The following is a 26,795-nucleotide window of genomic DNA, read 5'->3' as shown; positions in this document are numbered from 1 at the left end:
CCGGCGTGTCACACGCCCTTCAGGACACGGTCGAGTGCCGCCCGGCCCACCGGCCCCCAGTGCGGCTTGCCGCCGGGCAGGCCCCGGTCACCGTTCTGCCCCATCAGCATCAGGAACAGGCACTTCATCGCGGCCAGCCCGCGGGCGCGCCGGACCGCCGCCTCGTCCGCCCGCGCGTACTGGTCGAAGAACCGCGAGGCCGCGCCCGCGGGCAGCAGCACCCACGCGGCGGCGAGGTCCCACGCCGGGTCGCCGGCGAACAGGTCACCGAAGTCGACGACGCCCGAGAGCGTTCCGTCCGAGACCACGACGTTCGCGGGATGGAGGTCGCCGTGCACCCACACCGCCGGGCCCTCCCACGCGGGGGCCGCGACGGCGTCGTCCCAGACGGCCCGGACACCGGCGCCGATGCCGGCGGGGGCGACGGCCCGGAGGAAGTTCTCGAAGCCGTCCGCGCAGTCCTTGGGATGGGCCCCGCGGTCCCGGCCGGCCGGTGCCTCGGCGGGCGCCCGCACATGCAGCGCCCGGAGGAAGCCGGCCAGCGTGTCGGCCGCGTGGGCGTCGCGGCTGATCGAGCCGTGGTCCAGCGGCTCGCCGGGAACCCACGTCATCACGGTCCAGTGCCGGGGGAAGCGCTCGGACGGTTCGCCGAACCGCACCGGGGTCGGCACCGGAAGCGGAAGGCGCGGGGCCAGCACGGGCAGCCACCGCCGCTCCTTGAGCTGGAGCTCCGGGGTGGGGTCCATGCGCTGCATGCGCACGGCCAGGTCGTCGCCCAGACGCCACATCTGGTTGCCCCAGCCGCCCGCCACCTCACGGAGCGCCAGCCCCGCGAGGTCCGGATGCTGCTCCCGCAGCAGGTCGCGGACCAGGTCCGCGGTGATCTCGATCTCTGTGCCGGTCATACGAAGGCACGGTACCGAGAGACGGGATCGCCCACCGAGGCTCCGTGCGCGTCCGTCACGCCCGGCCGCCGACGTGTGCGACGGCGACCACCGCCATGTCGTCGTCGCGCTCGCCGCCGGTCCAGCGGCCGACCGACGAGAACAGGGCGTCGATCAGCCTCTCGGGGTCACCGTCCGGGACCGGCCTCAGCTCCCGGCAGGGGTCGTAGAAGTTTCCGGCCGGGTTCCGGGCCTCCGTCACTCCGTCCGTGACGCACAGCAGCGTGGTGCCGGCGGGGAAGTCGTACGACCGCGGGCCGCCGGTGCCCGGCGCGAGGTCCCGCATCCCCAGCGGTGGCGTCGCCTCCCCGGTGTCGAGCCGGCGCAGTTCGCCCTCCCGCAGGAGATACGGCGCGGGATGGCCGCAGCTCAGCAGCCGCAGGGTGGTGCCACGCGGGTCGGTCTCCACCAGGAGCGCGGTGGCGAACGCCTCGGCGGCGTCGGCGGCGACCGGCTCCGTGTACTGCTTGAGGGAGCGGGCGACGGCCCCGTCGAGACGTACGGCGAGTCCGGCCAGGTCCGGCTCGGACTGGGCGCGCTCACGGAACGCGCCGACGATGACGGAGACGGAGGACACCGCGCCGATACCCCTGCCGCGTACGTCGGCGATGAGCAGCCGCAGACCGAAGGGGGTCTCCTCCACGGCGTAGAGGTCGCCACCGATCCGGGCCTCGGCGGACGCCGCCTCGTACCGGCAGGCGACGACCATGGGCCCGACGATCGTCGGCAGCGGCGGCAGTACGGCCCGCTGGAGCATCTCGACCGTGGACCTGACCACGGAGAAGCTCGCGCTCTGTCTGTCGAGCATGCGCCGTACGGCCAGCGCGAGCGCGCCGGCGACGACCACCTCGGCGATCTGTACGCCCTTCTCGAAGTCGGTGAACTCGCTCAGCACCGCGGCGACCAGGATGATCACGACTCCGATGGTCACGATCAACAGGGTGTCGCGGAACGTGGAGGTGATGGCTGCCACCATGCCGGCGACCGCGACGAGAGCGGCCCCGTTGATGATCGCGGGAGTCAGCAGTTCGAGGCCGATGGCCGCGGCGAGAAGTACCGGGGCCAGCCAGGGGTACTGCTGGATGCGGGAATGCCGCTCGTCCATGTCACCGGTCCTGTCCGCTTGCCCCCGTCTCTCCGTTCAGCCACCCCATCACGGGAACAGCAGGTCCACCTGCCATCAAAACCACCATAATTCACTCCAAAACCACATGAGCGCGATGTGGTCCCCCGTGGGGCGGTGTCAGGGGCCGGGGGCCCGGCGGCGTCAGTCGGCCGACTCCTGCCAGCCGTCGGACTCCAGGCGCCTGGCGTCGAAGACGTCGTGGCCCCCGCTCGTGACCCGGATCGCGTCGACGTAGATGCCGCGCCCCTGGTAGGCGCCGTCGGTGCGGTACGCCCAGCGCAGATGGGTGGTGTCGGCGGCGACCTCGGCCGATGCCTTGATCCACTGCCTGCCCGAGTAACCGTCGAACGTCCCCCCGGTGCTCCAGCGCCGGCTTCTCGCCCTCAGGTCCAGCGGGACGGGGGCCCAGGTGGAGCCGCCGTCCGTGGATGCCTCCAGGCTGCCGCTGTCGGTCTTCGGCTCGGTGTCGTACCAGAGCCGGAAGGAGACCTCCCCCGTCGTACGCATCCCGCTCAGCGGCGCGGTGAGTGTCACGTCGGCGCCGTCCGGCATGCCGGAGAACCACGCCGTCCTCCCGGTGGCGGGCCTCACCGGCACCGAGCGGGCGAACGCCCGTGCGGGCGCCCGGCGGTAGTCGCTCTCCGTACCCCACTCACGCGTGGGGTGGACACGGTTGGCCAGGAAGACGAACACGGTGCGGTCGACCGGGTCGACGGTGATGCAGGGACCCGTGTAACCGGTGTGGCCGGCGGTCACCGGGGACGTCAGCGCGTCCATGTAGAACCGCTGGTCGACCTGCCAGCCGAGTCCGCGCGGCGAGGCACCGATGTCCGCGCTGTAGTTGACGAGCGTCTTGCGGACCGTCGCCTCGGACAGGACACGGGTGCCCGCGTAGTGCCCGCCGTTGGCGAGCATCTGCCCGAAGACGGCCATGTCGGCGGCTGTCGAGAAGATGCCCGCGTGGCCCGCGACACCGCCCAGGTACCAGGCGTTCTCGTCGTGCACGGTGCCGTGGACCATGCCCCGGCCCGTACCCGGCTGGTACTCGGTCGCCGCGATCCGCGGCAGCAGGCTCCGCGGCGGGTTGAACATCGTCTCCGTCATGCCGAGCGGTCCGGTGACCCGGTCGGCGATCAGCTTGTCCAGCGGCTCTCCCGTCACGCGGTGCAGCAACCGCCCCAGCGTGATCAGGTTCAGATCGGAGTACTCGTAGCCGCTTCCCGGCTCCCGCCGCAGTACGGACGCGTAGATGGCCGCCATCCGCGCGTCGTTGTCGGGGTGGTCGGCGAGATTCATCCAGGACACCAGGCCCGAACGGTGCGTCAGGAGATGGCGCGGGGTGATCGCGGCCTTGGCCGGATCGGCCGCCGCGAACTCGGGCAGATACCTCGCCACCGGCTCGTCCAGGTCGATGACACCCTGCTCCCACAACTGCGTCGCGACCGTCGAGGTGAAGAGTTTGCTCACCGACGCCATGTCGAAGAGGGTGTCCTTCGCCATGGGCACCCACTGGTCGCGGGGCAGCTCGACCGGGGTCCCGGTGGCCGCGTCCCAACTCGCGTACCGGACCGCGTGGCCGCGCGCCTCGTGGGTGACGACCACGCTGTTGCGCGCCGCGATGAGCACGAAGCCCGGGTGCGAGGGGTCGGGCCGGCCCGGTCCCGGCTCCAGATAACGCGCCGCCTCGTCGGCCATCCGGTCGACGTGCTCCGCGATCAGCCCGGCCCGGGCGGCGGAGCCGGGGCGCAACCTGCGCGAGACGGCGGGGAACCGGATGTCGTCAGGGGTGATGACCGGCGGCCCCGTCCGTGCCCCCGTGGGCGTGGCGGCGTGGGCCGTGCCGCCGAGCGGAAGGGCCGCTCCCGCTCCGGCGACCGCGGCCGCCGCGTGGAGGAAGTTCCTGCGTCTCATGCGTCAACTCTGCTCTCTCACCGGTTGGCCGGGATCGGGACGGACTCAGCGATAGATCAGGAACTCCCGGCGCAGCGCGCGGAACCGCTTGAGGTCGTCGTGCCAGACCTCGGGGATGTCGGCCGCGTCCGTACCGTTCTCGATCGCCTCGCGCACCCGTGTGTCGCCGCTCAGCTTGTCCATCCAGAAGCTGGTGACGTCCTGGGAACGCCAGCGGTACTCGGGGAAGAGCCGCCACTGCTCGGTGATCATGGCGAGCGCGGTGGGGATCGGCTCGAAGCGGTCGACGTCGGTGACGAGCACCTCGACACCACCGCAGGTCTTGTCCTGCTGCTTGGAGAACACCGGCTTGAAGTACGCCTCGCGGAAGCGGACCCCCGGCATCTCGCGTGCGTTGAGCGCCCTCTCCCAGCGGTGGTCGATGCCGGGAGCGCCGATGAGCTGGAACGGCTGAGTGGTCCCGCGGCCCTCGGAGAGTGCCGACGCCTCGAAGAGACAGGTGCCGACGTAGATGTCCGCGGTGGCGAGCGTGGGCATGTTGGGCGAGGGTGCCACCCAGGGCAGCCCGGTGTCCGTGTACCGCATGCGCCGGTCCCAGCCCGACAGCCGCTGCACGTGCAGATCCGCCTGCTTGCCGCCGGTGGCGGCCGGTACGAACACCTCGTTGTAGAGCAGGGCCAGCTCTCCCGGCGTCATGCCGTGCTGCTGCGCGATGGCCTTGAGCCCGACGAACGTGGAGTGCTCGGGGTGGAGCACCGGCCCGTACGCGTCCCTTCCGGACAACGGGGTGGGCCGGTCGAGGACGACGAACTTCACGCCGAGGCTCGCGGCGGCCTCCAGTGCCAGATACATCGTCCAGATGTAGGTGTAGAAGCGGGCGCCGACCTCCTGGATGTCGAAGACGACGGTGTCCAGTTCGAGTTCGGCGAAGAGCCGCTCCATCGTGGCGGAGTTGTTGTACGCGTTGTAGACGGGAAGCCCGGTCTTCTCGTCGATGAAGAACTCCTCGCCCTCACCGGCCTGTCCGATGCCCCGGAACCCGTGTTCCGGGCCGAAGATCGCCACCAGGTTGACGGTCGCGTCCGCGACCATCACATCGACGATGTGGTTCAACTCGCGGTCGATACCGGTGGGGTTGGAGATGATCCCGACCCGCTGCCCGGTCACGGACGCGTAGTCGCCGCGGCGCAGCGTCTCGAAGCCGGTGCGCACCTTGCCTTTCGCGGTGTGCCCCTTGCCCTGCGCGGAGGCGGGGCCGGCCGCCGCCAGCCCGGCCGTGCCCGCGGCCACGGCCGAGGTCGCGGCCGCCGTCAGTAGATCTCTGCGTCGCATGGTGGTGATGTCCTTTGTTCGTACGTGCCGGTGGTTCGTCAGTGCCGGTAGCTCAGCCCGTGGCCGAGCGGAAACAGGGGCCGGCCAGGGTCGTCCGCCCTGGGGATCGTCACCGGCAGCGTGCCGCGCGGGCGGACTTCGCCGAACAGCACCCGGGTCACCGACTCCAGCGCGCCTTCGCGGTAGGAGTACGTGGCCAGATGGGTGCCCGCCCGCGGGTAGCGGGCGATGTCGTACGGCGTGCCGACGGCGACGGTGACGACCGGTTTGCCGGTCTCGATCACTGCGTTCACCAGGGCGGACTGCCCCGGGTTGGCCCCGGCGCCGCTGGTGAGGACCACGACGGAATCGTGTGCGCCGGCCTCGGCCGCGGCGGCGGCGATCGTGGCGGCGCCGGGGTTGGTGCCGGTGTGGCGGGACGTGGCTGTCACGTCGCGTTGGCGGATGAGCGCGGCCAGTTGGGACGTCGTGGCCTCGCCCCAGCCGGTGACCAGTACGCTCCCCGTGTCGTCCGCGAGCGGCAGCACCCCGTCGTCGTTCTTGACGAGCGTGGTGGTCCGGTCGGTGATGCGCTGCGCGGCCCGCAGGTGTGCGGGCGACCCCACGGTCCTGTCGACCGCGCGCGGGTCGGCGAAGGGCCGCTTCACGATGCCCTGCTGCTGCTTCAGGGTCAGGATCCGCCGCACGGACGTGTCGATGCGCCGCTCGGTCAGCTCGCCCTCGGCGACGGCGTCCAGCACCGCGTTGTACGCCGTGTCCAGGCTGGGGGGCATCAGCAGCATGTCCACCCCGGCCTGGAGCGCCTTGACCGGGACCTCGTCGTCCGGATAGGTCTCCCGTACCCCGGCCATGGAGAGCGAGTCGGTGACGACCACACCGTCGTAACCGATCTCGTCACGGAGCAGTCCGGTCATGATCGGCTCCGACAGGGTGGCCGGGTCTCCGGTGGGGTCGAGCTCGGGGAACCCGATGTGACCGGTCATGACGGCGCCGACACCGGCGTCCACGGCCCGCCGGAAGGGAGGCGCGTCGATCTCCCGCCACTCGTCGAGGGTGTGGGTGATGACCGGCAGACCGACGTGGCTGTCCACATCGGTGTCGCCGTGCCCGGGGAAGTGTTTGGCGGTCGCGACCACGCCCGCACGTCCGCTCTGGTAGCCGCGCGCCTGTGCCTCCGTCAGATCGGCGGCCAGCCCCGGATCGCTGCTGAAGGACCGCACGCCGATGACCGGGTTGGCGGGATTGACGTTCACATCGGCGACGGGGGCGAAGTTCTGGTTGATGCCGACCGCCCGCAGCTCCTTCCCGGCGATCTTCCCGGCCTCTCGGGCGTCGCGCGCGCTGCCGGAGGCGCCGAGCGCCATGTTCCCCGCGAACTGCGTCGCGGGCGGTCCGAGCCGCTGGACGATGCCGTGTTCCTGATCGGTGCTGACCAGCAGTGGCACCTCGGCCGGCTGGTCGAGCGCGGCCCGCTGCAACCCGTTGGAGAGGGCGGCCACTTGCTCCGGGTTCTGGAGGTTGTCGGACCAGGCGAAGTAGATCACGCCGCCGAGGTGGTACTTGTCGATCGCCTGTCGCGCGTTGTCGACGCCGAGCCAGCTCCGGTTCCGCGTGACGTCGGCGGGCTTGCCGGTGTCGGCCGACGTGCCGTAGGCGTACGTGGTGAACAGCTGGCCGACCTTCTCCTCCAGCGTCATCCGGGCCATGGTCCTCTCCACCCACCCCCGAGGCGCCGGCGCCTGGGCCGACACGGCGGTCGGCAGGGACAGCAGCAGACCGCACACGGCCGCCGTGACCGTGACCTGCCTGCGGAATCTTCGGTCTCGGCGCATCGCGTGAACCATCGCGCACTCCTTTGCCGTTGGGCGGGTTGGCGTGGACTCGACAGGTCTGTGCCTGTGTCTATGGCTCATTCACACCTCAGGTCAAGAGGGTGAGCGCACCTTGATGGGAGCCATTCGTGCAGGTCAGCGGTACTACACTGGTGTAGACCACTGGCTGTTCGCCCCGCCGCAGCCCCGTCGTACGCCCTTGCGGAGCGCCACGCCGGTCAACCGGCGCCTCCCTCGCGCGACTCCGCTACTCGCCGGCCTGGAGGGCGCCCCAGGTGGCCGGACCGGCGATGCCGTCGGCGCCCAGCGCCCTGGAGGACTGGTAGGTACGGACGGCCTGTTCGGTCGCCGGGCCGAAGGAACCGTCGATGCCCACCGTGCTGCCGAGCGCCGCGGTCAGCGCGCGCTGGAGCCTGCTCACGTCCGCGCCGCCGGAGCCGCTGCGCAGCGTCGGGGTGGAGCCGTAGGACAGCAGGGCCGTCCACGTCTTCGGACCGATGACGCCGTCGGCGTCCAGTCCGGCGTCGGCCTGGAAACCACGGGTCGCCGTCTGTACGTTCGGACCGAATTCGCCGTCCGGCGCTCCCGGGTCGTTGCCGGAGTCCTTGAGCAGGCACTGCGCGGCCTTCACGAGATCACCGCTGGAGCCGCCGCGGATCGTCGCGTACGCGGAGAAGTCCAGGCCGACCCCGGAGCAGCTCGTCGGGGGAGTGCCGCCGCAGTCCCGGGCGACGTTGCGCCAGGTCCGGCCGTTCGCCTGACCGTACTCGACCCCGTCGAACCAGGGCCTGACCCGTTCGGAGGCCGATGTGCCCCAACTGGCCTCCCCGTCGCCGTCGGCGTCGTGGCCCAGCTCGAAGTGGAGATGGGGATGGCCGTTCGAGGTCGGCCCCGTCTTCCCGACCCGCCCGATCGTCTGACCCTGCGTCACGGAGGTGCCCACACCGACGGAGCGCGACTGGAGATGCAGATGGGTGGTGAAGTAGCCGTTGCCGTGGTCGATCTGGATGACGTTCCCGGCGTTGGCGTGGGAGAAGGACATGTTGACGACGCCGTCCGCCGCCGCGACGAGCAACGCCCCCTCGGTGCCGACCTGGTCGGGTTCGCGCACCATGTCCAGGGCGGGCGCGTGCGCCCAGGTGTCGAGCCGCCACTGCTGTCCGCACGCGAAGGGCAGCTGGAAGTCGACGGGCGGCGCCGACCGGTCGCGAACGCCCTCGGCGGAAGCCGGCGCACCGGCCTGGAAGGCGAGTAGGGCGCAGGCCGCGACGGCCACGAACGGCTTGCCTGAGCGACGCGGTCGTTTCATCGTTCCTCCTCGGTGGGCCGGGTTCCGGTCGGCGTACGGGGGCGCGCCGGACCGGCTGGGCGCTCGGGCAGGCTCAGTTGACGGGCTTTCCGAGAATGGCACAGGAGAGCCGCAGGTCAAGATGCGAGGCCGAAGTGTCAGAGGTGGCACCAATGAGCGTCCGGGGGGCCGTCCCCGACGCGGCAGGGCAGGGCCGGCCGCGCCCCCCCCGGGCCGTGTTCCCTCACAGGTCGTCCAGACCGATCAGCCCGTCCTGGATGGCCCGAGCCAGGAGCGCGGCTTTGGTCGGGGCCTGCCTGCCGCTCATCGCGTACTTGACCCGGATGTGTTCGAGATGGGTGTTCACCGTGTGCGGGGAGATACCGAGGCGTTGGCCGACGAACGCCTTCGACTCGGACTGGAACCACTCGATCAGCACCTCGGTCTCGCGCGCCGAGAGACTGGGGCGGGTGGCCGAGCGGTCCCCGGCCAGCGCGCCCGCCAGCGAGGGCGGGGTGTAGGCACGGCCCGCGGCCGCCATCACCGCGGCCTCCAGCAGATGCTCGGCACCCTCGGCCTTCGTCAGATAGCTCAGCGCCCCCAACTCCAGGCACTGGAGGGCGATGTCGTCGTCCGCGCGCATCGAGTACACGACGAGCCGCCGTCCCGCCTCGGTCAGCCTGCGCAGCTCACCCATCGCGGGTACGGGTCCGCCCAGGTGCAGATCGAGGATCACCACGTCCGCGCCGGCGCCCTCGCCGGTCCAGGCGGACCGGACGTCCTCGCCGGACGCGGCGACGCGGATCGGCGGGGTGCCCGCCGCCAGCCACTGCGCGATCCCGGCCCGTACCGCGGGGTGGTCGTCGATGATGACCGCGGTCAGCCCGGTCACTTCCGCCATCGCGTCTCCAAGCGCTGGAACTCCCCGTAACGGCCGTACTCGATCTCGACCGGCCCGGTGGACGTGGCGTCGGCCACGGCGCGTGCGTCGGCGATCACGGCGACGCGCACCTCCTCCTCGGTGCGCAGCACGCTCACTCTGGCACGCCGTCGTGCCGCCGACAATGCCGTCACCAGGGGCCTGGTCAGCTCCTGGCGGATACGGAGGGGCAGTTCGACGGCCGCTCCGCTCACGGCGAAGGACACGTCCACACCCCGCCGTTCCGCCACATCCACACACGCGGTCACCTCGTGGACCAGCGGGTCGGGCACGTCGTCGTTCTGCGCGAAGAGACGGCGCAACTGGGTGGCCGTCAGGGCGCACTGCCGCCGGGTGTCCTCGTCGCGCGGATCGGTGAGACCGTCGGCCAGGGCGGCGAGCAGCGGCAGCACCGTGCCCAGCTGCGCGGCGAACAGGTGGCGTTGCCCCTCCCGCCACTGGTGCGCCGCGAGCACCCTGGTCAGCAGCCGGTCCCGCTCCTCGGCGGCCTCCGCCGCCTCGCGGCTGAGCCCGCACAGCACCCTCGTGATCACGACGACGGCCACCTGCACGGCGACCGCGCCGAAGGTGGCGGCCCCGGCCGTGCCGAGGGCGGCGCGGTCGGGCAGGCCCGCGCTCAGGAACAGTCCCGCGCTCATCGCCGTGTGCGCGGCCAGGACGACGACCAGGGCCCGGAGCCGGTCCAGCAACAGCAGCAGGACGTACCAGCCCGCCAGGCCGGAGGACCAGTCCGGTGCCTCGAAACGCCGCCCGGGGGAAACCGCCACGGTGGCGGCGGTCGCGGCGGCGAGGACGAGGAGCGTGCCCGTCACCGTGAGCGGGACCGGCAGCGGCCTGCGCCTGAGCGCCCACCAAGAACAGGCACCTGTGACGCAGGCCAGGACCGCGAAGGCGCACACGGCCAGGCCCCGGTGCCGGTAGTCCTCCTCCAGCACCGGCCGCAGGGACAGGCCGACCAGCAGGACGGCCGTGGCGCAGACCAGGACGATCCGCATCGTCGCGTACACGTGCCCGGTGGCCGCGTGCCGCTGCCCGGTCACCGGGGCCACACCAGGCGTACACACGTCCCCGCCCCGGGCCGCGAGCGCACCGTGGCGCACCCGCCGGCGGCGGCCATCCGTTCGGTGATGGAGCCGCGGATGCCGCGCCGGGAGGGCGCCACCCCGGCCGGGTCGAAGCCCACTCCCTCGTCGGACACCACCACGACGACACGCTCTCCGTCCCTGCGCACGCTCAGCGTGGCGGCGCCGGTCCCGGCATGCCGCTCCACGTTCACCAGCGCCTCGCGCACCGCACGGACGAACGCCAGGGCCACCGAGGCGGGCACCGGTCCGCCGGCCGCTTCGGCACCGACACGGACGTCGACCCGGCTGCCCGCCAGGACGGTACGCAGTGAGGCCGGCAGGTCCACGGGGCTGTCCCGCGCCGGGGACTCGCCCGCCGTGCCGGTGAGCAGGGCGAGGTCGCGCCGGGCGTACGCGGCGACCTCGTCCGGATCGGCGTCCCGGCCGCGCACCGCGGCCATGAGGAACGTCGAGGCGGCCGTGTCGTGGAGCAGCGCGAGATACTCCCGCTCCTGGCGGTGCCGGGCCACGGCCAGCGCCTCGGCGCGGGCCAGTGCCGAACCGCGCCGACGCAGCCGGTCGACCCGCCGCCCCGAGCGGCGCAGCAGAGTGAAGCCCAGACGGGCGAGGAAGCACTCGAAGACCAGGCGCGGCACGAGCGTGTCGACGGCCTCCGAGCCCATCGCGGCCAGGCCGAAGGCGAGAAGCCCCGCGACGCAGGGCACGGCCACCGCCGGTGCCCATTCCCACTGGAGGGTGATCGCCGTGGTGGTCAGCACGTTCAGGGCCCACAGGCTCGTCTCCCCGCCCAGCGCGTCATGGCCGGCGCAGACGGCCACGACCCGCAGGAGAGCGCAGGCCAGCGAGAGCAGCGGGGCCCGGCCGGTGAGCCCCGTCCAGCAGTCCACCGCGGCCCCGGCGAGCATCAGACCGAACAGCGAGACCCCCAGGGGCAGCGCCCGCTCCGGCACCCCGAGAAGGCCGAAGGCGCTGATGACCACGACCGTGACACCCCGTACGGGGCCGGCCAGCCGGCGCGCTGAGGCCAGGAACAGCGCTTCGGTACCACCGCTCACGGGGGTGGTGTCCGGCGGGTCCGGTTCAGGGTTCTGAAGCACCGGCTCAAGGCGGTGGGGCGCCTGCGCGGGCATCGGAGCACCGCCTCCTGGGCTGGGTCGACCGCTCGCGCGGGGCGGATTCCGGCTCGCGGACTATACCGAAGCGGGCCGACTGCCCGGTGCCGCTCCCGGAGACCGGCCGCATCCGCCGCAGAAGTCGGTCGAACACGCGATGTGCGCAAGGGAGTTCACGGCTAGCTTCGGTCCCCCTGTTCCCCCGTGTTCCCCGACGCCGAGAGTCCGGATGATGACGAGAACAAGAACCAGCCGCAACTGGTCCGTTCTGGCCGCGGTCTGCGCGGCCCTGATGATGACGTTCGGTCTCGCTCCGCAGGCCGGAGCCGCCGCGTCCTGGCCGGTCCTGAGCAACGGATCGACGGGCGCGGACGTCGGCACCGCCCAGTACCTCCTGCGCGCCCACGGCCACGGCATCGCCCCGGACGGGGCGTTCGGTGCCGAGACCGAGAACGCCGCACGCGCCTTCCAGGCGTCCAAGGGGTACGCGGTGGACGGGGTGATCGGTGCCGAGACCTGGCCGGGGCTGATCGTGACCGTGCGGCAGGGTTCCTCGGGTGACGCGGTGGCCGCCGCGCAGACGGCGCTGAACAAGCACGGTTACGGTCTGTCCGTGGACGGGCAGTTCGGGCCGGCCACCGCGTCCGCGGTCACCGACTTCCAGCGGGGCCAGGGACTCGCCGTGGACGGCATCGTCGGCCCCGACACCTGGCGGAGCCTCGTCGGCCAGGGCGGAGGCGGCGGGGGCGGCGGATCCCTGCCCATCCCGCGCGACACGCTCGGCCGCGGCTCCTACGGCGCCCCGCACCACGACTATCCGGCCCTCGACCTGCCGGTCGGCACCGGAACCCCCGTGTACGCGGTGGACTCCGGCGTCGCCCACCGGATCAACAACGCCCGCTGCGGGCTCGGTTACCAGGTCGACGGCGACAACGGAGCCACCTACTTCTACTGCCACTTCTCCGCGCACGGGGCCGGATCCGGTGTCCGGGTCGGAGCCGGCACCCAGCTCGGCCTCTCCGGCAGCACCGGCAACTCCACCGGCCCGCACCTGCATCTGGAGATCGTCGCGGGCGGCGTCAACCGCTGCCCGCAGCCCTACCTGCTGGCCATCTACGACGGAACCACCCCGCCCGCGGTCGGTGGCCTCCCGACCGGTGGCTGCATCGAGTAGCAGCCCGCGGATGCCAGGACCCTCGGCAGGGCCCCACCCCCCCCGCCGAGGGCTCCTCCCCCCACACCTTTCATCCCTCGTCGTCGGGAGTACGTGTTGAACACCGGAGCACCAACCGTGAAGCCGTCCCTGTTCCGCCTTCTGGTCGCGATGACCGTGGCGTGCGCGGCCCTGGCGGCGCTACTCGGTCTCGCACAGCGGGCCACCGCGGCCCCGGCCTGGCCCGCCCTGGCCCAGGGCACCACCGGGGCGAACGTCACCACCGCCCAGTACCTCCTGCGGGACCACGGCTACGACATCTCCGTGGACGGCGACTTCGGTCCGGCCACCGAGAACACCGTGCTCGCGTTCCAGGCGTCCAAGGGGTACGGGGTGGACGGGGTGATCGGTGCCGAGACCTGGCCGGGGCTGATCGTGACCGTGCGGCAGGGTTCCTCGGGTGACGCGGTGGCCGCCGCGCAGACGGCGCTGAACAAGCACGGTTACGGTCTGTCCGTGGACGGCCGGTTCGGGTCCGCCACGACTTCCGCCGTCACCGACTTCCAGAGCGGCCAGGGGCTCGCGGCGGACGGGGTCGTCGGCCCCGACACCTGGCGGAGCCTCGTCGGCCAGGGCGGAGGCGGCGGGGGCGGCGGCTGCACGGTCCCGCCGAGCGCCGACCCCGAGGTGCTCAAGGCCGTCTACCGCAAGGCCGTCGAACTCGGTGTCGACGACCGCGTGCTGCTCGCCGGATTCGAGGCCGGCGTGGTCGAGTCGAACATGAACAACCTGGACTGCGGCGACCGGGACTCCCTCGGCGTGTTCCAGCAGCGGCCCTCGCAGGGCTGGGGAACGCCGGAACAGATCATGGACGTCGCCCACGCCTCGAACTCGTTCTTCACCCGCGCCGTCGCCGCCGCCCAGGCACACCCGGACTACTCCGCGGGCCAAGTGGCCCAGGCCGTACAGGTCTCGGCCTACCCGGACCGCTACGACGCCGTGGAGGGCACCGCCCGCGCCCTCATCGAGCAGGCCCGGGACCTGGTGCCGTGAACAGTACGGAGCCCGGGAGCATGTCCAGCTCCCGGGCTCCAGCTTGCCGCCCATTTGCGCACACCGACGGCGTTTAAGAGCCGCGGGTCACATTGAGATCGACGTGTTCTGCCTTTGAACTACAGCGCCACGAGAGAGGCGCCGGGGGGACTTGAACCCCCATCCGTCGATGTTCGCCCACGCTCGGTCGATCCGGTGTTCGGCGGCGAATACTGAGACTGGAGCGAGAATCTGAGTTTCATGGGGCCGCCTCTGCCAGGCTTGGGCCATCCCCGCACGTGGTGCGGGGAGAGGGATTCGAACCCCCAACTGACACCCCTTCATCAGCTTCAACATCAGTTTCAGCTTGCGCTCATCGCGCACCCTCCGCTCGCGACGGAGGGCGAATGTGAGGGCTACCGGAAGAGGTAGCCGAATACCGCGTCGCCGATCCGCTGGTCGGTGACCTCGGTGTTGTTCGCTTCCTCGCGGGCGAACTTGACGGACTGCTGGAGCTTCTCGACACGGTCGAGGAGCTCGTTGACCCGCCGGGCCGGCAGCGCGCCGGAGAACTTCACCGTGGTCCAGTAACCCACCGCGACGTCCTCGTAGTACACCTCGACCTGCGCCGGGTGCTTCTCGGTGGCCTCGGCCTTCACGTGGTTGCGCGGAACCTTCTTCGTGCGGATGGTCCGCACCGGCTCCGTCTTCCACGAGTCGGTCGACGGGTCCAGGTTCCACGACTCGGAGGCGTCGAGCACCGGCAGCTTGCGCACGAAGGTGTGCAGGTCGGTGAGTTGCTTCTCCAGGAACAACAGGTACGGGACCGGCACCTGCGGCAGCAGCACCGTACCGTCGACCACCACGTCCGCGACCGCGGACCGGTTCGCCCAGTCCTTCGTCGCGGTCACGTCGAAGAGCCGCGTCAGCGTCCCGGCCGTCGCGCGCAGAGCGTCCTCGGCCTTGATCTGCACCCGCGTGGACTCGGGCGGCAGTTGCTCGCCCTCCTCGTCCTTGGGCTGGTAGGTCCGGGAGATCCCGGCCAGCAGGGCGGGCTTCTGCACGTCCTGGTGAGCCTGGGTCAGCTCCTGGAGGGCCTTGGACTTGACGCCCTTTTCGACTGCGATGATCTGATTCAGCTTCGGCACACGGCGAACCTAACAACCCCGCGCCGTACGCACATCCGATTTAACGCCTGTCCTGCGATGCCTGTCCGGCCGGTCGTCCGGCGGCCGGGACGTGTTCGCCGTGTTCAGGCGGCGGGTGGGTCCTGCATGGAGAGTTCCAGCGCCAGTTCCATACAGCGCAGACGGGCCGGGGAGAAGTCGTACGGCATCTTGCCGATGGCTTCGAACGCGCTCATGGAGCCGGCCTCCCGCCTGCCGCGGCCGGGGTTGACCTCGCCCTTTCCGTCGTCGGCGGCAGTGGGGTACAGCGCGTCCCAGGCGTCGAAGAGGGCGTCGTCGTCCTTGTCCAGGCCGGACTCCTCGATGACGGCGTGCAGGACACTCTCGAAGGCGTGCCGCTCGGCGGCCACTTGGGCCACCCGTGGATCATCGACGGCGACGCTGTCGTCGAGTGCCTCCTCGGCGTCGTCGACGCGGTCGGAATCCTCCCGCAGAGCGGGATGTGTGGCCAGCACGATGAAGCGGGTGGCCTGGACGGCAGCGCCGAGCGGGCCGAAGATCCGCTCGGTGACCAGCAGCGTGTCCAGGTCCGCCTGACGCAGGGAGCCCTCGGGCAGGCCCTTGAGGCGCTCGGTGACGAAGTCGGAGAGCAGCCCCATCCGGCTGCCCTCGGTGCGCATCCGCCGCACGGCGTTCCGCTGCCGCCGCAATTCCGCCTCCTGCTCGGCGAGGGTCTCCTCCAGCCGCTCCAGGACGCCCGCGATGGCTTCTCCGCCGTCCGCACCCGCGGAAACCGTGTCGGCGGTGAAGGCGTCCCGGATGTCGTCCAGCGCGATCCCGGCGTCGGCCGTCTTGCGGATCCACAGCAACCGGATCATGTCCTCGTACCCGTACCGACGGCGGTCGTCGCCGCCCCGCTCGGGCTCGGGGAGCAGACCGATCTCGTGGTAATGGCGAATCGCCCGTGGCGTACTGCCCACGAAGGCCGCCGCGTCACCGATCTTGACCCGGCGGGGCGAGATGAAGTTCGAGGGCATGAGCAGGGACCTTTCCTCAAGGCATCCGGGCGTGAGTCCACCGGACCACATGCCGCTACGGAAGGTGCAACCGCGTACACACCACTGCGCGCCGACGGCCTGCGCCCCACCCCATTACCGCGCGGGGTGGATGTCCCCGGCCGCCATCATGCTCTCCTGCTCACTGTCGAACCTCAGCCGCCGCGCCTTCCGCTCGAGCCGTCCCCGTTCTTCGGGGTCGCCGGTCCGTTCGGCTTCCGTCTGTGCCGCGGCGGCCTCTTCACGCATCTGCTGGAGGTGGCGTCGCGATCCGCCTGTCTCATCCATGACCGAGCCTCGATCCGTGCACCGAGAGGTGTCACTTCCAGCCAAACAGCCCCGCCGGCCGTGCGCCACCCGGGAGCGTCGCGTCGAACCGGCCCCACCTTCGTGCGTCAGGGCTGTCCCGTAATCCCCGGCGGGCGCGCGACACGAACAGCGGCGACCCGGCGGAGCGGTTGGCCCGGCGGCGCCCGACCGCGCGGCACGCCGACCGGCACCTCGACGTGCGGCGGCGCGCGGAAGCCGGAATCCCGCCGTTCGCCGAGTACGTCGCCCGGTTCCCCATCGCGTGAGTCACCCCGGCAACAGACGGATCCCGCTGCCGCCGCACCGCTTCCGTGCCGGTCTCGCCGACGCCCGAGATCCCCGCGCCGAGCAGGCGCCGCCCGCCGCGCTCGCCCGTCACCACGACGGCAGGGTCCGACGGACGGCAGCCGGTGCTCGGCCACAGCGTGTGGCCCCAGGGCACGTGAGCCCGGCAGGATCCGAACGACAGGCGCTAGTTGGGCCTGCCGAGCGACCAGCCGCAGATGTCCGCGAGCCGGCCCCGCCACAGCGTCACGTCGATGTGCTGCGATGTGCCGCCCGCGATGGTCACATCGCGCAGGTGGATCCACTGGGGAAGGCCCTGCGGGCCGTCCGGGCCGGTCATTTCGTCCACGGTCTGGTCGACCACCTCCGGGAAGGTGGAGAGCAGCCGCGCCCCGGGGCCCTCGTCCGGTGGCAGGCTCTGCGCCCAGTCCGCCTTCCACGCCTCGTGCGCGATCAGGTCACCGTGGACGACACCGCTGGGCAGGCACAGCGTGATGGGCAGACTGGTGCGCGGATGCTCACTCAGCAGCCGTACCAGGAGCTGAAGTTGTATGTCCAGGACGGGCTCGGTGGTCAAGGGCGCGCGGTCCAGTCCCGGTGCCGAGGTCTCGCTCATACGTGGGTGAATCCCTTCGCTGCCGAGGCCCCCGGCCTCGGGCCGTTGCTCGTTTCGCGGGGCGTGGTGATCCGTCGGGCGGAGCCGGCCGCGCCCCGTGTGTCCGGGTGGCGTGTGCCCGGTCCGGTGAGGGAGTACGCGTTCGAGGAGTCCGGGAGGAGCGCGAGTCGACCGTTCCGGTGGACCGTGCGTACCGGTCGTGGCGTCACCCCGCCGGTGCCGCCGCATGCACGCGCTCCTGCGGGGCACCCGACAGCCACGTACCACACCACCCCAGGGAGCCTCTCGTGATGGTCATCGGCATCGTCGCTGTCTGCGCAGTGCTGGCAGTTCTCGCGTTCTTCGTACCCCGCCTGTCCCGCCACCCGGAGCGCGGTACCCAGCGCACGCTGGGTCTCGGCTCACGTGCCGGCGGCAAGGCCCCCGGCGTGCTGGGCCGGGCCCTCAGCAAGCCCTTCCGCAGCAGTTCCAAGGCTGTCGGCCGTAGTGGCTCCGCCGGCCGCCGCACCCGTGGCCGTATGCCGTTCTGACCCCCACGGCACGCGAGTTCCGGGCCGGTCGCGGATACGTCAGGCCACTACTTCGGCGCCGGGTCTTTCGTGCTCCTCGCCGCGGCCGGCTTCGAGCTCCGCCCGGAGCCCCGCGAGTCCTCTGGCGAGCGCGCGCCGTTCCGCGGGCGGCATATGAGCGATGGCCCGGTGGAGCGTGCTGTCGCGCCGCTCGCGGATGTGCCGCAGGTGCCTCTTGCCCGTGATGGTCAGCCGCAGGGCGACTTCACGGCGGTTGTCCGGGCAGGGCATGCGCTCCAGGAAGCCGATGGCCTGCAAGCGGTCGCACATGCGGGTCACGGTCGAAGGCGCGGAGGCGAGGCGCTGGCACACGGTGCGCATCCGGATGCCGTCCTCGCGGTCGACGACGTACATCAGGCGCAGTTGGGACGTGGTGCTGGGCGCGGTCATGCTCGCGGTGGCGTTTCTCGCGTGGTCCCACATCACGTCGAGCAGTTCGGTGATGCTGCTCGCGGATGTCGCCGCCTCGGGCCAGATGCTTGCGGGGGTGTCCTCTGGGTCGGTCACATTTACCCTCGTTGGATGCTTCTGCCCGGTAAACGGCCGGGCAGTGGCTCAAGTGGTCCCGTCCGGGCCGGTAGGGCGGGCCGCCACCACGCTGTCCTCGTGCGCCGAGGACCCCGCGGCGCCGGTGGACAGGGGCGCCGTGAGGTAATCAAGGGTAACGGTGAGCCGCAGGAGCCGGTCCAGTTCGGCCGTCCGGTCCTCCAGGTGCAGACGCACCCCGGCCGCGTCCGTGCGGCGACGGATCATCAGCAGGGCGGACAGGCCCATGGAGTCGACCAGGCCGATCCCCGCACAGTGCAGATGAAGATCTTTCAGGCCGGGCCGGGCGGCGAGCCGGGCGGTCGCCTCGTCGAGGAGCAGTCCGGCGCTGAGGTACTCCAGATCGCCGTGCACCTCGATGCGGACGGTGTCCTCGGTGTCGGCCGTCGTCAGACGCAGGAGGCCGGAGGGGCCGGAGGGGAGTGAAGTCATGCGGTGTTCCCGGCGGTGGAGGGTGCGGTGGTGAGGGTGCGGATCCCGGCCCGGAGAATCCCGGCGGCCCGCGGGAAGTCCTGGAGCTCGCTCGCCAGCAGCTTCAGCGCCGGGGGCAGGCTCTCAGCGGGGACGCCGCGGGCGGTGAGGATCTGCGCGGTCCAGGTGATGAACCAGGTGAAGAGTTCCTCGTCGCCGAGGTAGAGCGAGGTGGCGAGGAACTCCACGATGTGCGCGAGGTCCTCGGCGGTGCGCTCGCGCTGGAAGTCGTTGTAGCCGCGCACCGCGGGGAACGCGTCCTCCATCGCGGCGAAGACGTCCCGTACCAGGGAGTCGCGGTTGCGGGTGACCAGGGTGAACTCCTGGTCGGCCAGGTGCGGCAGGTCGTCGATCTGCTGGTGGTCGACCAGCGGGCGCGGCAGCGGCATGCGGGCGAGACGGTCGGCCGCGGCGCGGGCGTTGGGGGCCCAGGCGTCGGCGCCGAGCAGCTTCGCGTACCGGCCGTCCGGCCCGAAGGCGGCGCCGCCGACGAGGACGGGGACGCCGATGGCCTGGCACGCGGTGATCGCCGCGTGGGCGGCGGGGAGTCTGGTGGCGATCGAGCCGGACAGGGCGACCGTCTCGGCGCCGATGCTGTGCAGATGAGCGATCAGATGCGGAGAGGGGACCTGGGCGCCGAGGTAGTCGACCCGCCAGCCGCGCAGCTTCAGGACCTCCGCCAGCAGACGGGCGGGCAGGGCGTGCCACTCGCCGTCCACGCAGGCCACCGTGATCCGGCCCCGGGTCACCGTGGTGCGGGCCGCCGGGTGCACACTCACCGCGGCGACGGCCCGCTCGTTGATGGAGGTCGCGGCGTGCTCCTGCGCGACGGTGAGCCGGTTGGCCGCCCACTCCTCCCCGATCCTGCCCTGCACCACGGCGATGACGTCGAGCAGCACACTCTCCGGGCCCGCCCCCTCGTCGAGTGCCCCGAGCACCACCTCCGTGGCCGTGAACTCGTCCGCGGCCACGACCGCCTGCCACAACTGCTCCGCCCACTGCCGTGACCGCTGCGGCGACGGCGACGGCGACTGCGCCGGTGATTCGGAGGCGGGAAGGCGGGGCGGGCTGCTGGTACTCATGCGGTGAACCTGCCCCGTGTGTGCCCGTCCACCGCACTCAGATGACGGGTACGGGGAGCGGAGATCACGACAATCGCTATGTCGTCGTGCGGGCGGCCCGCGAGCCACTGGGCGCCCAGCATCTGCACGTGCTCCACGATCCCTTCCGCCGGCATGCCCGCGCATCCGGCGAGGGCGCGCTTGAGCCGCTCCTCTCCGAATTGCGTGTCGCCCATCGGACCGCCCCTGGCCTCGGTGATGCCGTCCGTGTAGAGCACACAGGACTCCCCGGGCGCCAGCGACATCGCGACCGTACGCGCGGAGATCTCGGGCAGGGCCCCGATGAGGGTGCCGCGGGTGCCCGCTTCGTCGACCGTCCCGTCCGCGCGGACGATCAGCGGGGCGGGGTGGCCGCCACTGGTCAGCCTGAGATCCACCGTGCTGCCCCGGCGTACGGCGGAGGCCAGCACCAGGGTCGCGAACCGCGTGTGGTGGGAGTTCAGCAGCGCGGTGTTCAGCAGGCCGAGCATCCGCTCGTGGTCGTCCGCCATCGGCAGCAGGGCGTGCAGCGTGTTACGGATCTTGCCCGTCAGCACGGCGGCCTCCAGGCCCTTGCCGCACACGTCCCCGATCATGGCCAGGGAGGCGTCGCCCTCGACCGCGGCGGGGTGTACGTCGTAGAAGTCACCGCCGACCCGTTCGCGATCGTTGGAGGACCGGTAGCCGCCGGCGAAGTCCACCCCGGAAATCTGGTGCAGGGTCGGGGGCAGGAGTTCACGCATGAGCACGTCGGTGATCGCCGTCTGCTCCGCGTAGAAGCGCGCGGCCGACATCGCCGCCCCCGCACGGGCCGCGAACAGTCGGGCGAAGACCTCTTCGGAGTCGGTGAACCCCGTGGTCATCTCCTTCCGCAGCAGCACGAGCGCCCCGGCAGGCACACCGTGTCCCGGCAACGGGGTGACCGCGATCGAGCCGACGGGCCCGAAACCCTCGGGCACCATCCACTCGGGGACCGTGGCCGGGTCCAGCCACTGCGAGGGCACCGGCGGGAACCCGCGCAGCGCCTCTCCCAGCCCCGGCACGTCGTCCGGACGCACTGTCTCGTACGACAGGCTCGGGGCCCCGTCGCGCAGGCACGTCACCACCGGCAGCCGGCCGCCGCGGATCGGCGCGATGGTGAGCGCCGCGTCCGCGAGGTTCTCCGCCGCCAGCTGCGCGGTCACCTCCATGCAGCGCCCGAGATTGAGTGACGAGAGCAGGGTGCTCGACGCCCGGGAGAGGAACGCGGTCCGCTCCCGCTCCACACGCAGGGCCTCCCGCGCCAAGTGGTGATCGGTGTCGTCGACCAGCCACCACGCCACCGAGCCGTCGTCCTGCACGCTGGGGTGCGCCTCGAAGAGCCGCACGCCGATCGCACCGGAGTGCGGAGCCCCCGTCGCGGAGGCCGCGTGGGGGCCGGTCGTGTCCAGAGTGCGGTGTGCGGCGGCGAGCCAGTGCGGAGCCGTGTCCGCCAGCGACGCCCCCGGGGCCGCCGCCGGCAGCAGAATCCCGGCCGTGTCGTTGCGCCGCACCACCGTGCCCCGTGCGTCGGCGACCAGCACGGGGTACGGGGCGAGGCCCCACGGAAAGTCCGCCTCCGCGGCGGACAGCGCTTGAGGGGAAACCAAAGATCGAGGACCCGCTGGGCGAGTCCCTCACCTCATCAAACTCGACAACAATTGCTTCAAGGCAACCATCTACCACCGGGGCGCACCCTGGCAACCCACCCACCCCGGCGGGAGCCGCCTCCGTCAGTCCGGGCGGTGAATCCGGGGTCCTGGCAACGAACGTGTGAGCCACGCCACCTCACCGCTGCCGTCCGTGGAGACGTGATCCCGCTCGAACCCGAGCTTCTCAAGGACCCGGAGCGACGGCGTGTTCCACGTGCCGACAGTCGACCAGAGCCGTCCGCGTCCGGTGGCGACAGCGGCGTCGAGCACCGCGCGGCCCGCCTCGGTGGCGTAGCCACGCCCGTGCGCACGCTGGAACAGCTCGTACGCGATCTCGGGCTCCTCCAGGGTGGAGCGGCCGATGATCAACCCGCAGTAGCCGATGAAATCACCCTCGGCACGGCGCTGGACGGGCAGCAGGGCGATACCCGTGTCCGCCGTCGCGGCGAGCAGCTCCGCGATGGACGTCCGGGTGTGCTCGACCGTGGGCGTCCCGTTGCCGCGTTCGGCCAGGAGAGCGCGGAAATCGGCCGCGTCCGACGCTGCCCACGGCCGCAGTGTCAGCCGCTCGGTCTGAAGATGGAACGCCATCGGCGCGTAGCTGGACATGCCCCTACTCTGCCTCCCCCGGGGACCGGGCCGGGTCGTCGGGTGGGTGGGAGCCCGGCTGCGCCGCCGGGGGAGGCGGCGGTCGGTGAAGCCGGCTGCCTCGGCGAAGGACGCCGTCTCGAACACGGCCGCACGGGTGGGGGTCGCACGGCGCAGGACGGCCCTTCCGCCGAACCGCGCGGCGCCCCGGCGGGCCTCCCGGCACCACGGCGTCGAGAGCGCGCCGGAACACCTCCGCGGTCAGACCGCCCGGGGCGCGCACCGGCGCCGTTTGTCGGGGAGCAGCTCGGTGATGCCCTGATCGTCGCAGTGCTCCAGCAGGGGGACGGTGACCCGCCGGGTGGTGTCCAGGGCGCGGCTCGCCGTTCCCACGGTGAAAGGCTGGTCGAGTCCGCTCAGCCGGTCTGCCGCCAGCGCGGGGGCGTCCGGCAACAGCACCACGTGCTCGGCGAGTCGCAGCACCGCCCCGTGGCGGGCGGCGGCGGCGAGCTCGCGGCGGCCGAGGCCGAGTTCCACCAGCCGCCCGGCGTGGGGCGCGGCGAAGGGCCGGCGCACGAGCTCCTCGGTGAGCCGGCGCACCGCGTCCGCCACAGCGACGGGCAGCGCCGCGGGCCCGACCGCCACACGGCCGCGGCTCAGCCGCAGGGGAGGCGTGACCAGCGCCTCCACCAGAGAGACGGCCGGCAGCCCCAGACGGTGGCGGGCGGCCTCCAGCGGCATGCCCTCCTCGGTGGGCCGCCGGGCGACGTACCCGGTGACCACTTCGGCCAGCCGGGCTCTCAACGCGGCCCAGTGGGCGGGGTCCGCGAGCCAGTCGCCCGCGACCGGAGTGGTACGGACCCTCACCCCCATGGCCGTCAACTCCCCGCTCCTGACCAGCAGCCGGCGCCGTAGCTCGGCCGCCTCGTCCGCAGTGCCACGGGCGTCGGCGAGCTCCGCCGCGCGCCGTGCCGCGGAGCCCCGGCGCCGCAACTCGGGCGGTTGGGGGTCGAGCACCTCCACACCGGCCAGCACACGCCGCAGACCGGGATCGCGCAGCACCGCGCGGTCACCGATGCGCAGTGGCAGTTCGGCCGGCAGGGTCAGCCGGACGACATCCTCGCCGAGCACCCGTACACGTACGGGCACGGCCGCCGAGCCGATGTGCGCGACCGCGGCGCGGGGCAGCGCCGCCGCCGGTGTCCCGCCGTGCAGGCGTACGTCGCAGCGGAGGCTGGGCAGGAAGCTCTCCGGGGTGAGCAGGGCGTCGCCGCGGCCCGTCGACCCCTTGTCGAGGTCCCTGAGGTTGACGGCGACCCTGGCGGTGGCCCGGACCAGATCGGTCTCCTCGCCGAGGGCTTGCAGGCCCCTGACACGCACGGGCCGGCCTGTCCGGGCGGTCACCAGCACATCGCCCCGGCGGATCCGCCCCGCACCGAGCGTGCCGGTGACCACCAGCCCGCTGCCGCGCACGCCGAAGGCCCGGTCGATCCACAGCCGCACCGGGGAGTCGGCGTCCCCGTCCGGCAGGCGCGCGGCCAGCCGGCCGAGGGCCGCTCGCAGCTCCACGAGTCCCGCGCCGGTGCGGGCGCTGACGGCCACGGCCTCGACGTCACCGAGGGTGCCGGCCCGGATCCGGTCCCGTGCCTGCGCCACGGCCGGACCGGGGTCGGCCAGATCGCAGCGGGTGACGGCCAGCAGTCCGTGCCGCACACCCAGGGCGTCCACGGCGGCGAGGTGCTCGGCGGACTGCGGCATCCAGCCCTCGTCGGCGGCCACGACGAACAGCACGGCGGGCACCGGCCCCACGCCCGCCAGCATGGTCGGGACGAATCTCTCGTGTCCCGGTACGTCGACGAACGCGAGCCGCTCGCCCGACGGCAGATCCGTCGACGCGAAGCCGAGGTCGATGGTCAGACCACGGCGCCGCTCCTCCGCCAGCCGGTCGGGGTGACTGCCCGTCAGCGCCTCGATCAGCGTGCTCTTGCCGTGGTCGACGTGCCCCGCCGTCGCGACGACCCGCATGATCACCGCCCCGCCGCGCGCAGCACGGCGGCGAGGACGTCGCCGTCGCACGCCTCCGGTACGCACCGCAGGTCCAGCAGCAGCCGCCCCCGCACCACCCGGCCGAGCACCGCCGGTTCTCCGGTGCGCAGCGGCGTCGCCAGGTCGTCGGGGAGGCTGAGCGCACAGGACGGCAGGGCGGTCCCGGGGGCACCGCCCCCTCCCACCACCGCCTCGCAGGGCACGACATGCGCGTCCAGACCGTGGCGCGCCACCTCCTCCGCCAGATCCAGCGTGCGGACGCGCAGCCGCTCCAACGGCATGTGCACGGCCTCGTGCACGGGTGGCTCGGGGCCGCGCAGGGTCGCTTCCAGCGCGGCCAGGGTGAACTTGTCCACGCGCAGCGCGCGGGCCAGCGGATGGCGGCGCATCCGCTCCACGACGGCGGCCCTGCCGAGCACCAGCCCCGCCTGCGGGCCGCCGAGCAGTTTGTCCCCGCTGGCGGTGACCAGCGTCGCCCCGGCGCTCAGGGCCGTGGCCGCGTCCGGCTCGTCCGGCAGCACCGGGTCGGGCACGAGGAGGCCGGAGCCGATGTCGACCACCACCGGCGGGCCCAGCGAGGCCAGTCCACCGGCGTCCACGCCCTGGGTGAAGCCGCTCACCGTGAAGTTCGACGGATGGATCTTGAGGATGAGGCCGGTGTCCGGGCCGACGGCGTCCGCGTAGTCGGCGATACGGGTGCGGTTGGTGGTCCCGACCTCGTGTATCCGGGCACCGCAGGAGGTCAGCAGTTCGGGTATCCGGAAGCCGTCACCGATCTCCACGAACTCCCCCCGGCTGAGCAGGATCTCGCGCCCCGGGGCCAGCGTCACCGCCGCCAGCGCCAGCGCGGCGGCCCCGTTGTTGACCACATGGACATCCTCGGCGGCCGGCACCGCCTCCCGGAGGGCCGCCATCGCGTCGCGCCCGCGCCGCGCCCGTCTGCCGGTCCCCAGGTCCAGCTCGACATCGGTGTATCCGCCGGCCGCCGCCATCGCCTCCAGCGCGGACCGCGACAGCGGGGCCCGCCCCAGATTGGTGTGCAGCACCACGCCGGTGGCGTTGTGCACGGGACGCAGGCCGGCCGCCCGTGCGGGAAGCGCGGCAAGAGCGGCCCGGACCGCGTCACCCGGCCCGATCCGTCCCTCGCGCACGGCCTGCTGGGCGACGGCGACAGCGGCCTTGACGAGGGGTCTGCCCAGCCGCGCGGACGCTTCGCCCAGCCGGGGATCGCCGAGCAGCACCGTGGTGCTCGGCACCTGCCGCCGGGCGTCCACCGGCGGCCGCCGTGTCGTGTCCGCCACCGTGCACCCCGATCGAAGTCAGCGGAGGCGGACGGGAATCGAACCCGCCTGGCCCGGTTTCCGGACCACACCGATTTTGAAGATCGGGAGGGGCACCAGCCCGCCCAACGCCTCCGGGACAAGATTCTGATCGCCGCACGACGCCGGGGCAAGAGTGAAATGATCGTCGTATGACGACTGTTGGCACCGCCGCCGGGTCCGCCGCGCCCGTACGGCTGACCGGCTACGCACGCGGCGGCGGCTGTGCCTGCAAGATCCCCCCGGGCGAACTGGAGGCGATGGTCGCGGGACTGCTGCCGCCCCCGGACCCCGGACGGGACCCGGGCGGCGACGAGGACCGGCTGCTGGTCGGCCTCGACGACGGCGACGACGCCGCCGTGGTGCGCACCGGTGACGGCACCGCCGTGGTGTCGACGGCCGATTTCTTCACACCCGTGGTCGACGACGCCCGCGACTGGGGCCGGATCGCCGCGGCCAACGCCCTGTCCGACGTCTACGCGATGGGCGGCCGGCCCCTCGTCGGGCTCAACCTGCTGGGCTGGCCGCGTGACGTCCTGCCCGCGGAGCTGGCCGGGGAGGTCCTGGCGGGAGCGCTCGACGTCGCCCGTGCCGCCGGCTGCCTCGTCGGAGGCGGCCACAGCATCGACAGCCCGGAACCGCTCTACGGAATGGCAGTCACCGGCCTGGTGGATCCGGACCGGCTGCTGCGCAACGACGCGGGCAGGCCGGGTGTGCCGCTCACACTGACCAAACCGCTGGGCGTCGGGATCCTCAACAACCGCCACAAGCGGACCGGCGAGGTCTTCGCGCACGCCGTCGCCGTCATGGCGGCCCTCAACGACGAGGCCAGTGCCGCCGCCCTGGAGTCCGGCGCCGTGTGCGCCACCGATGTGACCGGATTCGGTCTGCTCGGCCATCTGCACAAACTGGCCCGGGCCAGCGGCGTCACGGCCGTCGTGGACGCCGCCGCCGTCCCCGTGCTCGACGGTGCCCGGGAGTCGCTGCGGGCCGGGTACGTCAGCGGAGGCACCCGCCGCAATCTCGACTGGGTGCGTCCGCACCTGGACGCGGGACGGGCGGACGAGGACCGACTGCGGCTGCTCGCCGACGCGCAGACCTCCGGCGGCCTGCTGGTCGCCGGAGAGATCCCCGGACATCCGGTCGTCGGGGAACTGGTGCCCGCCGTGGCCGGCACCACGCTGGTGATCCGCTGAGCCCGGCGCAAGACCGCGGGCCCGGGTGTCTCGCCCCCGGGCCCGGGGGGGGGGGGGGGGTGGGGGGGGGGGGTGGGGGGGGGGGGGGGGGGGGGGGGGGGGTGGTGGGCGGTTCGGCAGTCAACTGCGGATCTGTGGAGAAG

Annotated in this window: 24 protein-coding genes and 1 tRNA gene; 4 read left to right on the top strand and 21 right to left on the bottom strand. The window is 72.4% G+C overall.

Going from position 1 to position 26,795, the window contains the following annotated elements; all coding sequences use genetic code 11:
* Window positions 1-8 precede the first annotated feature (8 nt).
* From ACZ61E_RS28625 to ACZ61E_RS28585, 9 genes are all read right to left on the bottom strand, one after another.
* Window positions 9-905: an aminoglycoside phosphotransferase family protein gene (locus ACZ61E_RS28625; protein ID WP_469702913.1), complete on the bottom strand. Its 897-nt coding sequence runs from the start codon at window positions 903-905 to the stop codon at window positions 9-11.
* A gap of 55 nt (window positions 906-960) precedes the next feature.
* Window positions 961-2,049 carry a PP2C family protein-serine/threonine phosphatase gene (locus ACZ61E_RS28620; protein WP_469702912.1) on the bottom strand — a complete coding sequence of 363 codons (1,089 nt, stop codon included), beginning with the start codon at window positions 2,047-2,049 and terminating at the stop codon, window positions 961-963.
* A 162-nt stretch (window positions 2,050-2,211) separates the two neighbouring features.
* Window positions 2,212-3,981, bottom strand: a complete 1,770-nt coding sequence (locus ACZ61E_RS28615; protein WP_469702911.1) for a serine hydrolase domain-containing protein — start codon at window positions 3,979-3,981, stop codon at window positions 2,212-2,214.
* Window positions 3,982-4,026: 45 nt separating this feature from the next.
* Entirely contained in the window at window positions 4,027-5,313 is a 1,287-nt protein-coding gene (locus ACZ61E_RS28610) for an exo-beta-N-acetylmuramidase NamZ family protein (protein ID WP_469702909.1), read from the bottom strand.
* A gap of 38 nt (window positions 5,314-5,351) precedes the next feature.
* Window positions 5,352-7,145, bottom strand: a complete 1,794-nt coding sequence (locus ACZ61E_RS28605; protein WP_469702907.1) for a glycoside hydrolase family 3 protein — start codon at window positions 7,143-7,145, stop codon at window positions 5,352-5,354.
* A 247-nt stretch (window positions 7,146-7,392) separates the two neighbouring features.
* Window positions 7,393-8,454 (bottom strand): peptidoglycan-binding protein, encoded by a 1,062-nt coding sequence (locus tag ACZ61E_RS28600; protein WP_469702906.1) that lies wholly within the window; start codon window positions 8,452-8,454, stop codon window positions 7,393-7,395.
* A 223-nt stretch (window positions 8,455-8,677) separates the two neighbouring features.
* Complete coding sequence (locus tag ACZ61E_RS28595) at window positions 8,678-9,334, bottom strand: response regulator (protein ID WP_469702905.1); 657 nt, start codon at window positions 9,332-9,334, stop codon at window positions 8,678-8,680.
* Window positions 9,322-10,413: a hypothetical protein gene (locus tag ACZ61E_RS28590; protein WP_469702904.1), complete on the bottom strand. Its 1,092-nt coding sequence runs from the start codon at window positions 10,411-10,413 to the stop codon at window positions 9,322-9,324. The genes ACZ61E_RS28595 and ACZ61E_RS28590 overlap by 13 nt, the downstream gene beginning before the upstream one ends.
* Window positions 10,410-11,513, bottom strand: coding sequence for a sensor histidine kinase (locus ACZ61E_RS28585; protein WP_469702902.1), 1,104 nt, complete (start codon window positions 11,511-11,513; stop codon window positions 10,410-10,412). Before ACZ61E_RS28585 ends, ACZ61E_RS28590 begins: the two co-directional genes overlap by 4 nt.
* A gap of 289 nt (window positions 11,514-11,802) precedes the next feature.
* Between ACZ61E_RS28585 and ACZ61E_RS28580 the strand changes: the two genes are divergently transcribed.
* Both ACZ61E_RS28580 and ACZ61E_RS28575 read left to right on the top strand, forming a co-directional pair.
* Window positions 11,803-12,744, top strand: a complete 942-nt coding sequence (locus ACZ61E_RS28580) for a peptidoglycan-binding protein (protein ID WP_469702900.1) — start codon at window positions 11,803-11,805, stop codon at window positions 12,742-12,744.
* Between the two features lie 150 nt (window positions 12,745-12,894).
* Window positions 12,895-13,776: a peptidoglycan-binding domain-containing protein gene (locus tag ACZ61E_RS28575; protein ID WP_469702934.1), complete on the top strand. Its 882-nt coding sequence runs from the start codon at window positions 12,895-12,897 to the stop codon at window positions 13,774-13,776.
* Between the two features lie 395 nt (window positions 13,777-14,171).
* Here ACZ61E_RS28575 and ACZ61E_RS28570 read toward each other — a convergent pair whose 3' ends face one another.
* The 4 genes from ACZ61E_RS28570 to ACZ61E_RS28555 all read right to left on the bottom strand — a co-directional run bounded on the left by ACZ61E_RS28570 (window position 14,172) and on the right by ACZ61E_RS28555 (window position 17,147).
* Window positions 14,172-14,903 (bottom strand): DUF7873 family protein, encoded by a 732-nt coding sequence (locus ACZ61E_RS28570; RefSeq protein ID WP_469702899.1) that lies wholly within the window; start codon window positions 14,901-14,903, stop codon window positions 14,172-14,174.
* Window positions 14,904-15,007: 104 nt separating this feature from the next.
* Window positions 15,008-15,919, bottom strand: coding sequence for a MerR family transcriptional regulator (locus ACZ61E_RS28565; protein ID WP_469702898.1), 912 nt, complete (start codon window positions 15,917-15,919; stop codon window positions 15,008-15,010).
* 114 nt (window positions 15,920-16,033) lie between these two features.
* Window positions 16,034-16,225 carry a DUF6381 family protein gene (locus tag ACZ61E_RS28560; RefSeq protein ID WP_469702897.1) on the bottom strand — a complete coding sequence of 64 codons (192 nt, stop codon included), beginning with the start codon at window positions 16,223-16,225 and terminating at the stop codon, window positions 16,034-16,036.
* Window positions 16,226-16,718: 493 nt separating this feature from the next.
* Complete coding sequence (locus ACZ61E_RS28555; RefSeq protein ID WP_469702896.1) at window positions 16,719-17,147, bottom strand: hypothetical protein; 429 nt, start codon at window positions 17,145-17,147, stop codon at window positions 16,719-16,721.
* Window positions 17,148-17,434: 287 nt separating this feature from the next.
* On the opposite strand from ACZ61E_RS28555, the gene ACZ61E_RS28550 reads away from it, so the two are divergent.
* A complete protein-coding gene (locus ACZ61E_RS28550; RefSeq protein ID WP_469702894.1) occupies window positions 17,435-17,677 on the top strand; it encodes a DUF6411 family protein in 243 nt (80 codons plus the stop codon).
* A 39-nt stretch (window positions 17,678-17,716) separates the two neighbouring features.
* Here the strand turns inward: ACZ61E_RS28550 and ACZ61E_RS28545 are convergent, their stop codons facing one another.
* The 8 genes from ACZ61E_RS28545 to ACZ61E_RS28510 form a co-directional block, all read right to left on the bottom strand.
* Complete coding sequence (locus ACZ61E_RS28545; RefSeq protein WP_469702892.1) at window positions 17,717-18,223, bottom strand: MarR family winged helix-turn-helix transcriptional regulator; 507 nt, start codon at window positions 18,221-18,223, stop codon at window positions 17,717-17,719.
* 48 nt (window positions 18,224-18,271) lie between these two features.
* Complete coding sequence (locus tag ACZ61E_RS28540; protein ID WP_469702891.1) at window positions 18,272-18,694, bottom strand: STAS domain-containing protein; 423 nt, start codon at window positions 18,692-18,694, stop codon at window positions 18,272-18,274.
* The gene (locus ACZ61E_RS28535; RefSeq protein WP_469702890.1) at window positions 18,691-19,815 is read right to left on the bottom strand and encodes a cobalamin B12-binding domain-containing protein; all 1,125 of its coding nucleotides are present in this window, start codon (window positions 19,813-19,815) and stop codon (window positions 18,691-18,693) included. Before ACZ61E_RS28535 ends, ACZ61E_RS28540 begins: the two co-directional genes overlap by 4 nt.
* Window positions 19,812-21,395, bottom strand: coding sequence for a PP2C family protein-serine/threonine phosphatase (locus tag ACZ61E_RS28530; protein WP_469702933.1), 1,584 nt, complete (start codon window positions 21,393-21,395; stop codon window positions 19,812-19,814). The genes ACZ61E_RS28535 and ACZ61E_RS28530 overlap by 4 nt, the downstream gene beginning before the upstream one ends.
* A 189-nt stretch (window positions 21,396-21,584) precedes the next feature.
* Window positions 21,585-22,112 (bottom strand): GNAT family N-acetyltransferase, encoded by a 528-nt coding sequence (locus tag ACZ61E_RS28525; RefSeq protein WP_469702888.1) that lies wholly within the window; start codon window positions 22,110-22,112, stop codon window positions 21,585-21,587.
* Between the two features lie 240 nt (window positions 22,113-22,352).
* Entirely contained in the window at window positions 22,353-24,116 is a 1,764-nt protein-coding gene (selB, locus tag ACZ61E_RS28520; RefSeq protein ID WP_469702887.1) for a selenocysteine-specific translation elongation factor, read from the bottom strand.
* Between the two features lie 2 nt (window positions 24,117-24,118).
* On the bottom strand, window positions 24,119-25,438 hold the full coding sequence (gene selA / locus ACZ61E_RS28515) for an L-seryl-tRNA(Sec) selenium transferase (RefSeq protein ID WP_469702886.1): 1,320 nt from the start codon (window positions 25,436-25,438) through the stop codon (window positions 24,119-24,121).
* A gap of 21 nt (window positions 25,439-25,459) precedes the next feature.
* Window positions 25,460-25,553: transfer RNA gene (locus ACZ61E_RS28510), tRNA-Sec, on the bottom strand.
* Between the two features lie 55 nt (window positions 25,554-25,608).
* Here ACZ61E_RS28510 and selD point away from each other — a divergent pair.
* Window positions 25,609-26,652 carry a selenide, water dikinase SelD gene (selD, locus tag ACZ61E_RS28505; RefSeq protein ID WP_469702884.1) on the top strand — a complete coding sequence of 348 codons (1,044 nt, stop codon included), beginning with the start codon at window positions 25,609-25,611 and terminating at the stop codon, window positions 26,650-26,652.
* Window positions 26,653-26,795 lie beyond the last annotated feature (143 nt).

This window comes from Streptomyces sp. NPDC104581 (assembly GCF_055583685.1).
The sequence above is the reverse complement of the archived record's forward strand: the minus strand, read 5'-3'. Positions and strand labels throughout refer to the sequence as shown.

Bases quoted from the DNA above. Each gene is read 5' to 3' on its own strand.
- ACZ61E_RS28540 (WP_469702891.1), bottom strand. From the start codon at position 18,694: ATGACTTCACTCCCCTCCGGCCCCTCCGGCCTCCTGCGTCTGACGACG.
- ACZ61E_RS28615 (WP_469702911.1), bottom strand. From the start codon at position 3,981: ATGAGACGCAGGAACTTCCTCCACGCGGCGGCCGCGGTCGCCGGAGCG.
- ACZ61E_RS28560 (WP_469702897.1), bottom strand. From the start codon at position 16,225: ATGGATGAGACAGGCGGATCGCGACGCCACCTCCAGCAGATGCGTGAA.
- ACZ61E_RS28525 (WP_469702888.1), bottom strand. From the start codon at position 22,112: ATGTCCAGCTACGCGCCGATGGCGTTCCATCTTCAGACCGAGCGGCTG.
- ACZ61E_RS28535 (WP_469702890.1), bottom strand. From the start codon at position 19,815: ATGAGTACCAGCAGCCCGCCCCGCCTTCCCGCCTCCGAATCACCGGCG.
- ACZ61E_RS28555 (WP_469702896.1), bottom strand. From the start codon at position 17,147: ATGAGCGAGACCTCGGCACCGGGACTGGACCGCGCGCCCTTGACCACC.
- ACZ61E_RS28580 (WP_469702900.1), top strand. From the start codon at position 11,803: ATGACGAGAACAAGAACCAGCCGCAACTGGTCCGTTCTGGCCGCGGTC.
- selB (WP_469702887.1), bottom strand. From the start codon at position 24,116: ATGCGGGTCGTCGCGACGGCGGGGCACGTCGACCACGGCAAGAGCACG.
- ACZ61E_RS28575 (WP_469702934.1), top strand. From the start codon at position 12,895: ATGACCGTGGCGTGCGCGGCCCTGGCGGCGCTACTCGGTCTCGCACAG.
- ACZ61E_RS28595 (WP_469702905.1), bottom strand. From the start codon at position 9,334: ATGGCGGAAGTGACCGGGCTGACCGCGGTCATCATCGACGACCACCCC.
- ACZ61E_RS28565 (WP_469702898.1), bottom strand. From the start codon at position 15,919: ATGCCCTCGAACTTCATCTCGCCCCGCCGGGTCAAGATCGGTGACGCG.
- ACZ61E_RS28610 (WP_469702909.1), bottom strand. From the start codon at position 5,313: ATGCGACGCAGAGATCTACTGACGGCGGCCGCGACCTCGGCCGTGGCC.
- ACZ61E_RS28620 (WP_469702912.1), bottom strand. From the start codon at position 2,049: ATGGACGAGCGGCATTCCCGCATCCAGCAGTACCCCTGGCTGGCCCCG.
- selD (WP_469702884.1), top strand. From the start codon at position 25,609: ATGACGACTGTTGGCACCGCCGCCGGGTCCGCCGCGCCCGTACGGCTG.
- ACZ61E_RS28625 (WP_469702913.1), bottom strand. From the start codon at position 905: ATGACCGGCACAGAGATCGAGATCACCGCGGACCTGGTCCGCGACCTG.
- ACZ61E_RS28605 (WP_469702907.1), bottom strand. From the start codon at position 7,145: ATGCGCCGAGACCGAAGATTCCGCAGGCAGGTCACGGTCACGGCGGCC.
- ACZ61E_RS28600 (WP_469702906.1), bottom strand. From the start codon at position 8,454: ATGAAACGACCGCGTCGCTCAGGCAAGCCGTTCGTGGCCGTCGCGGCC.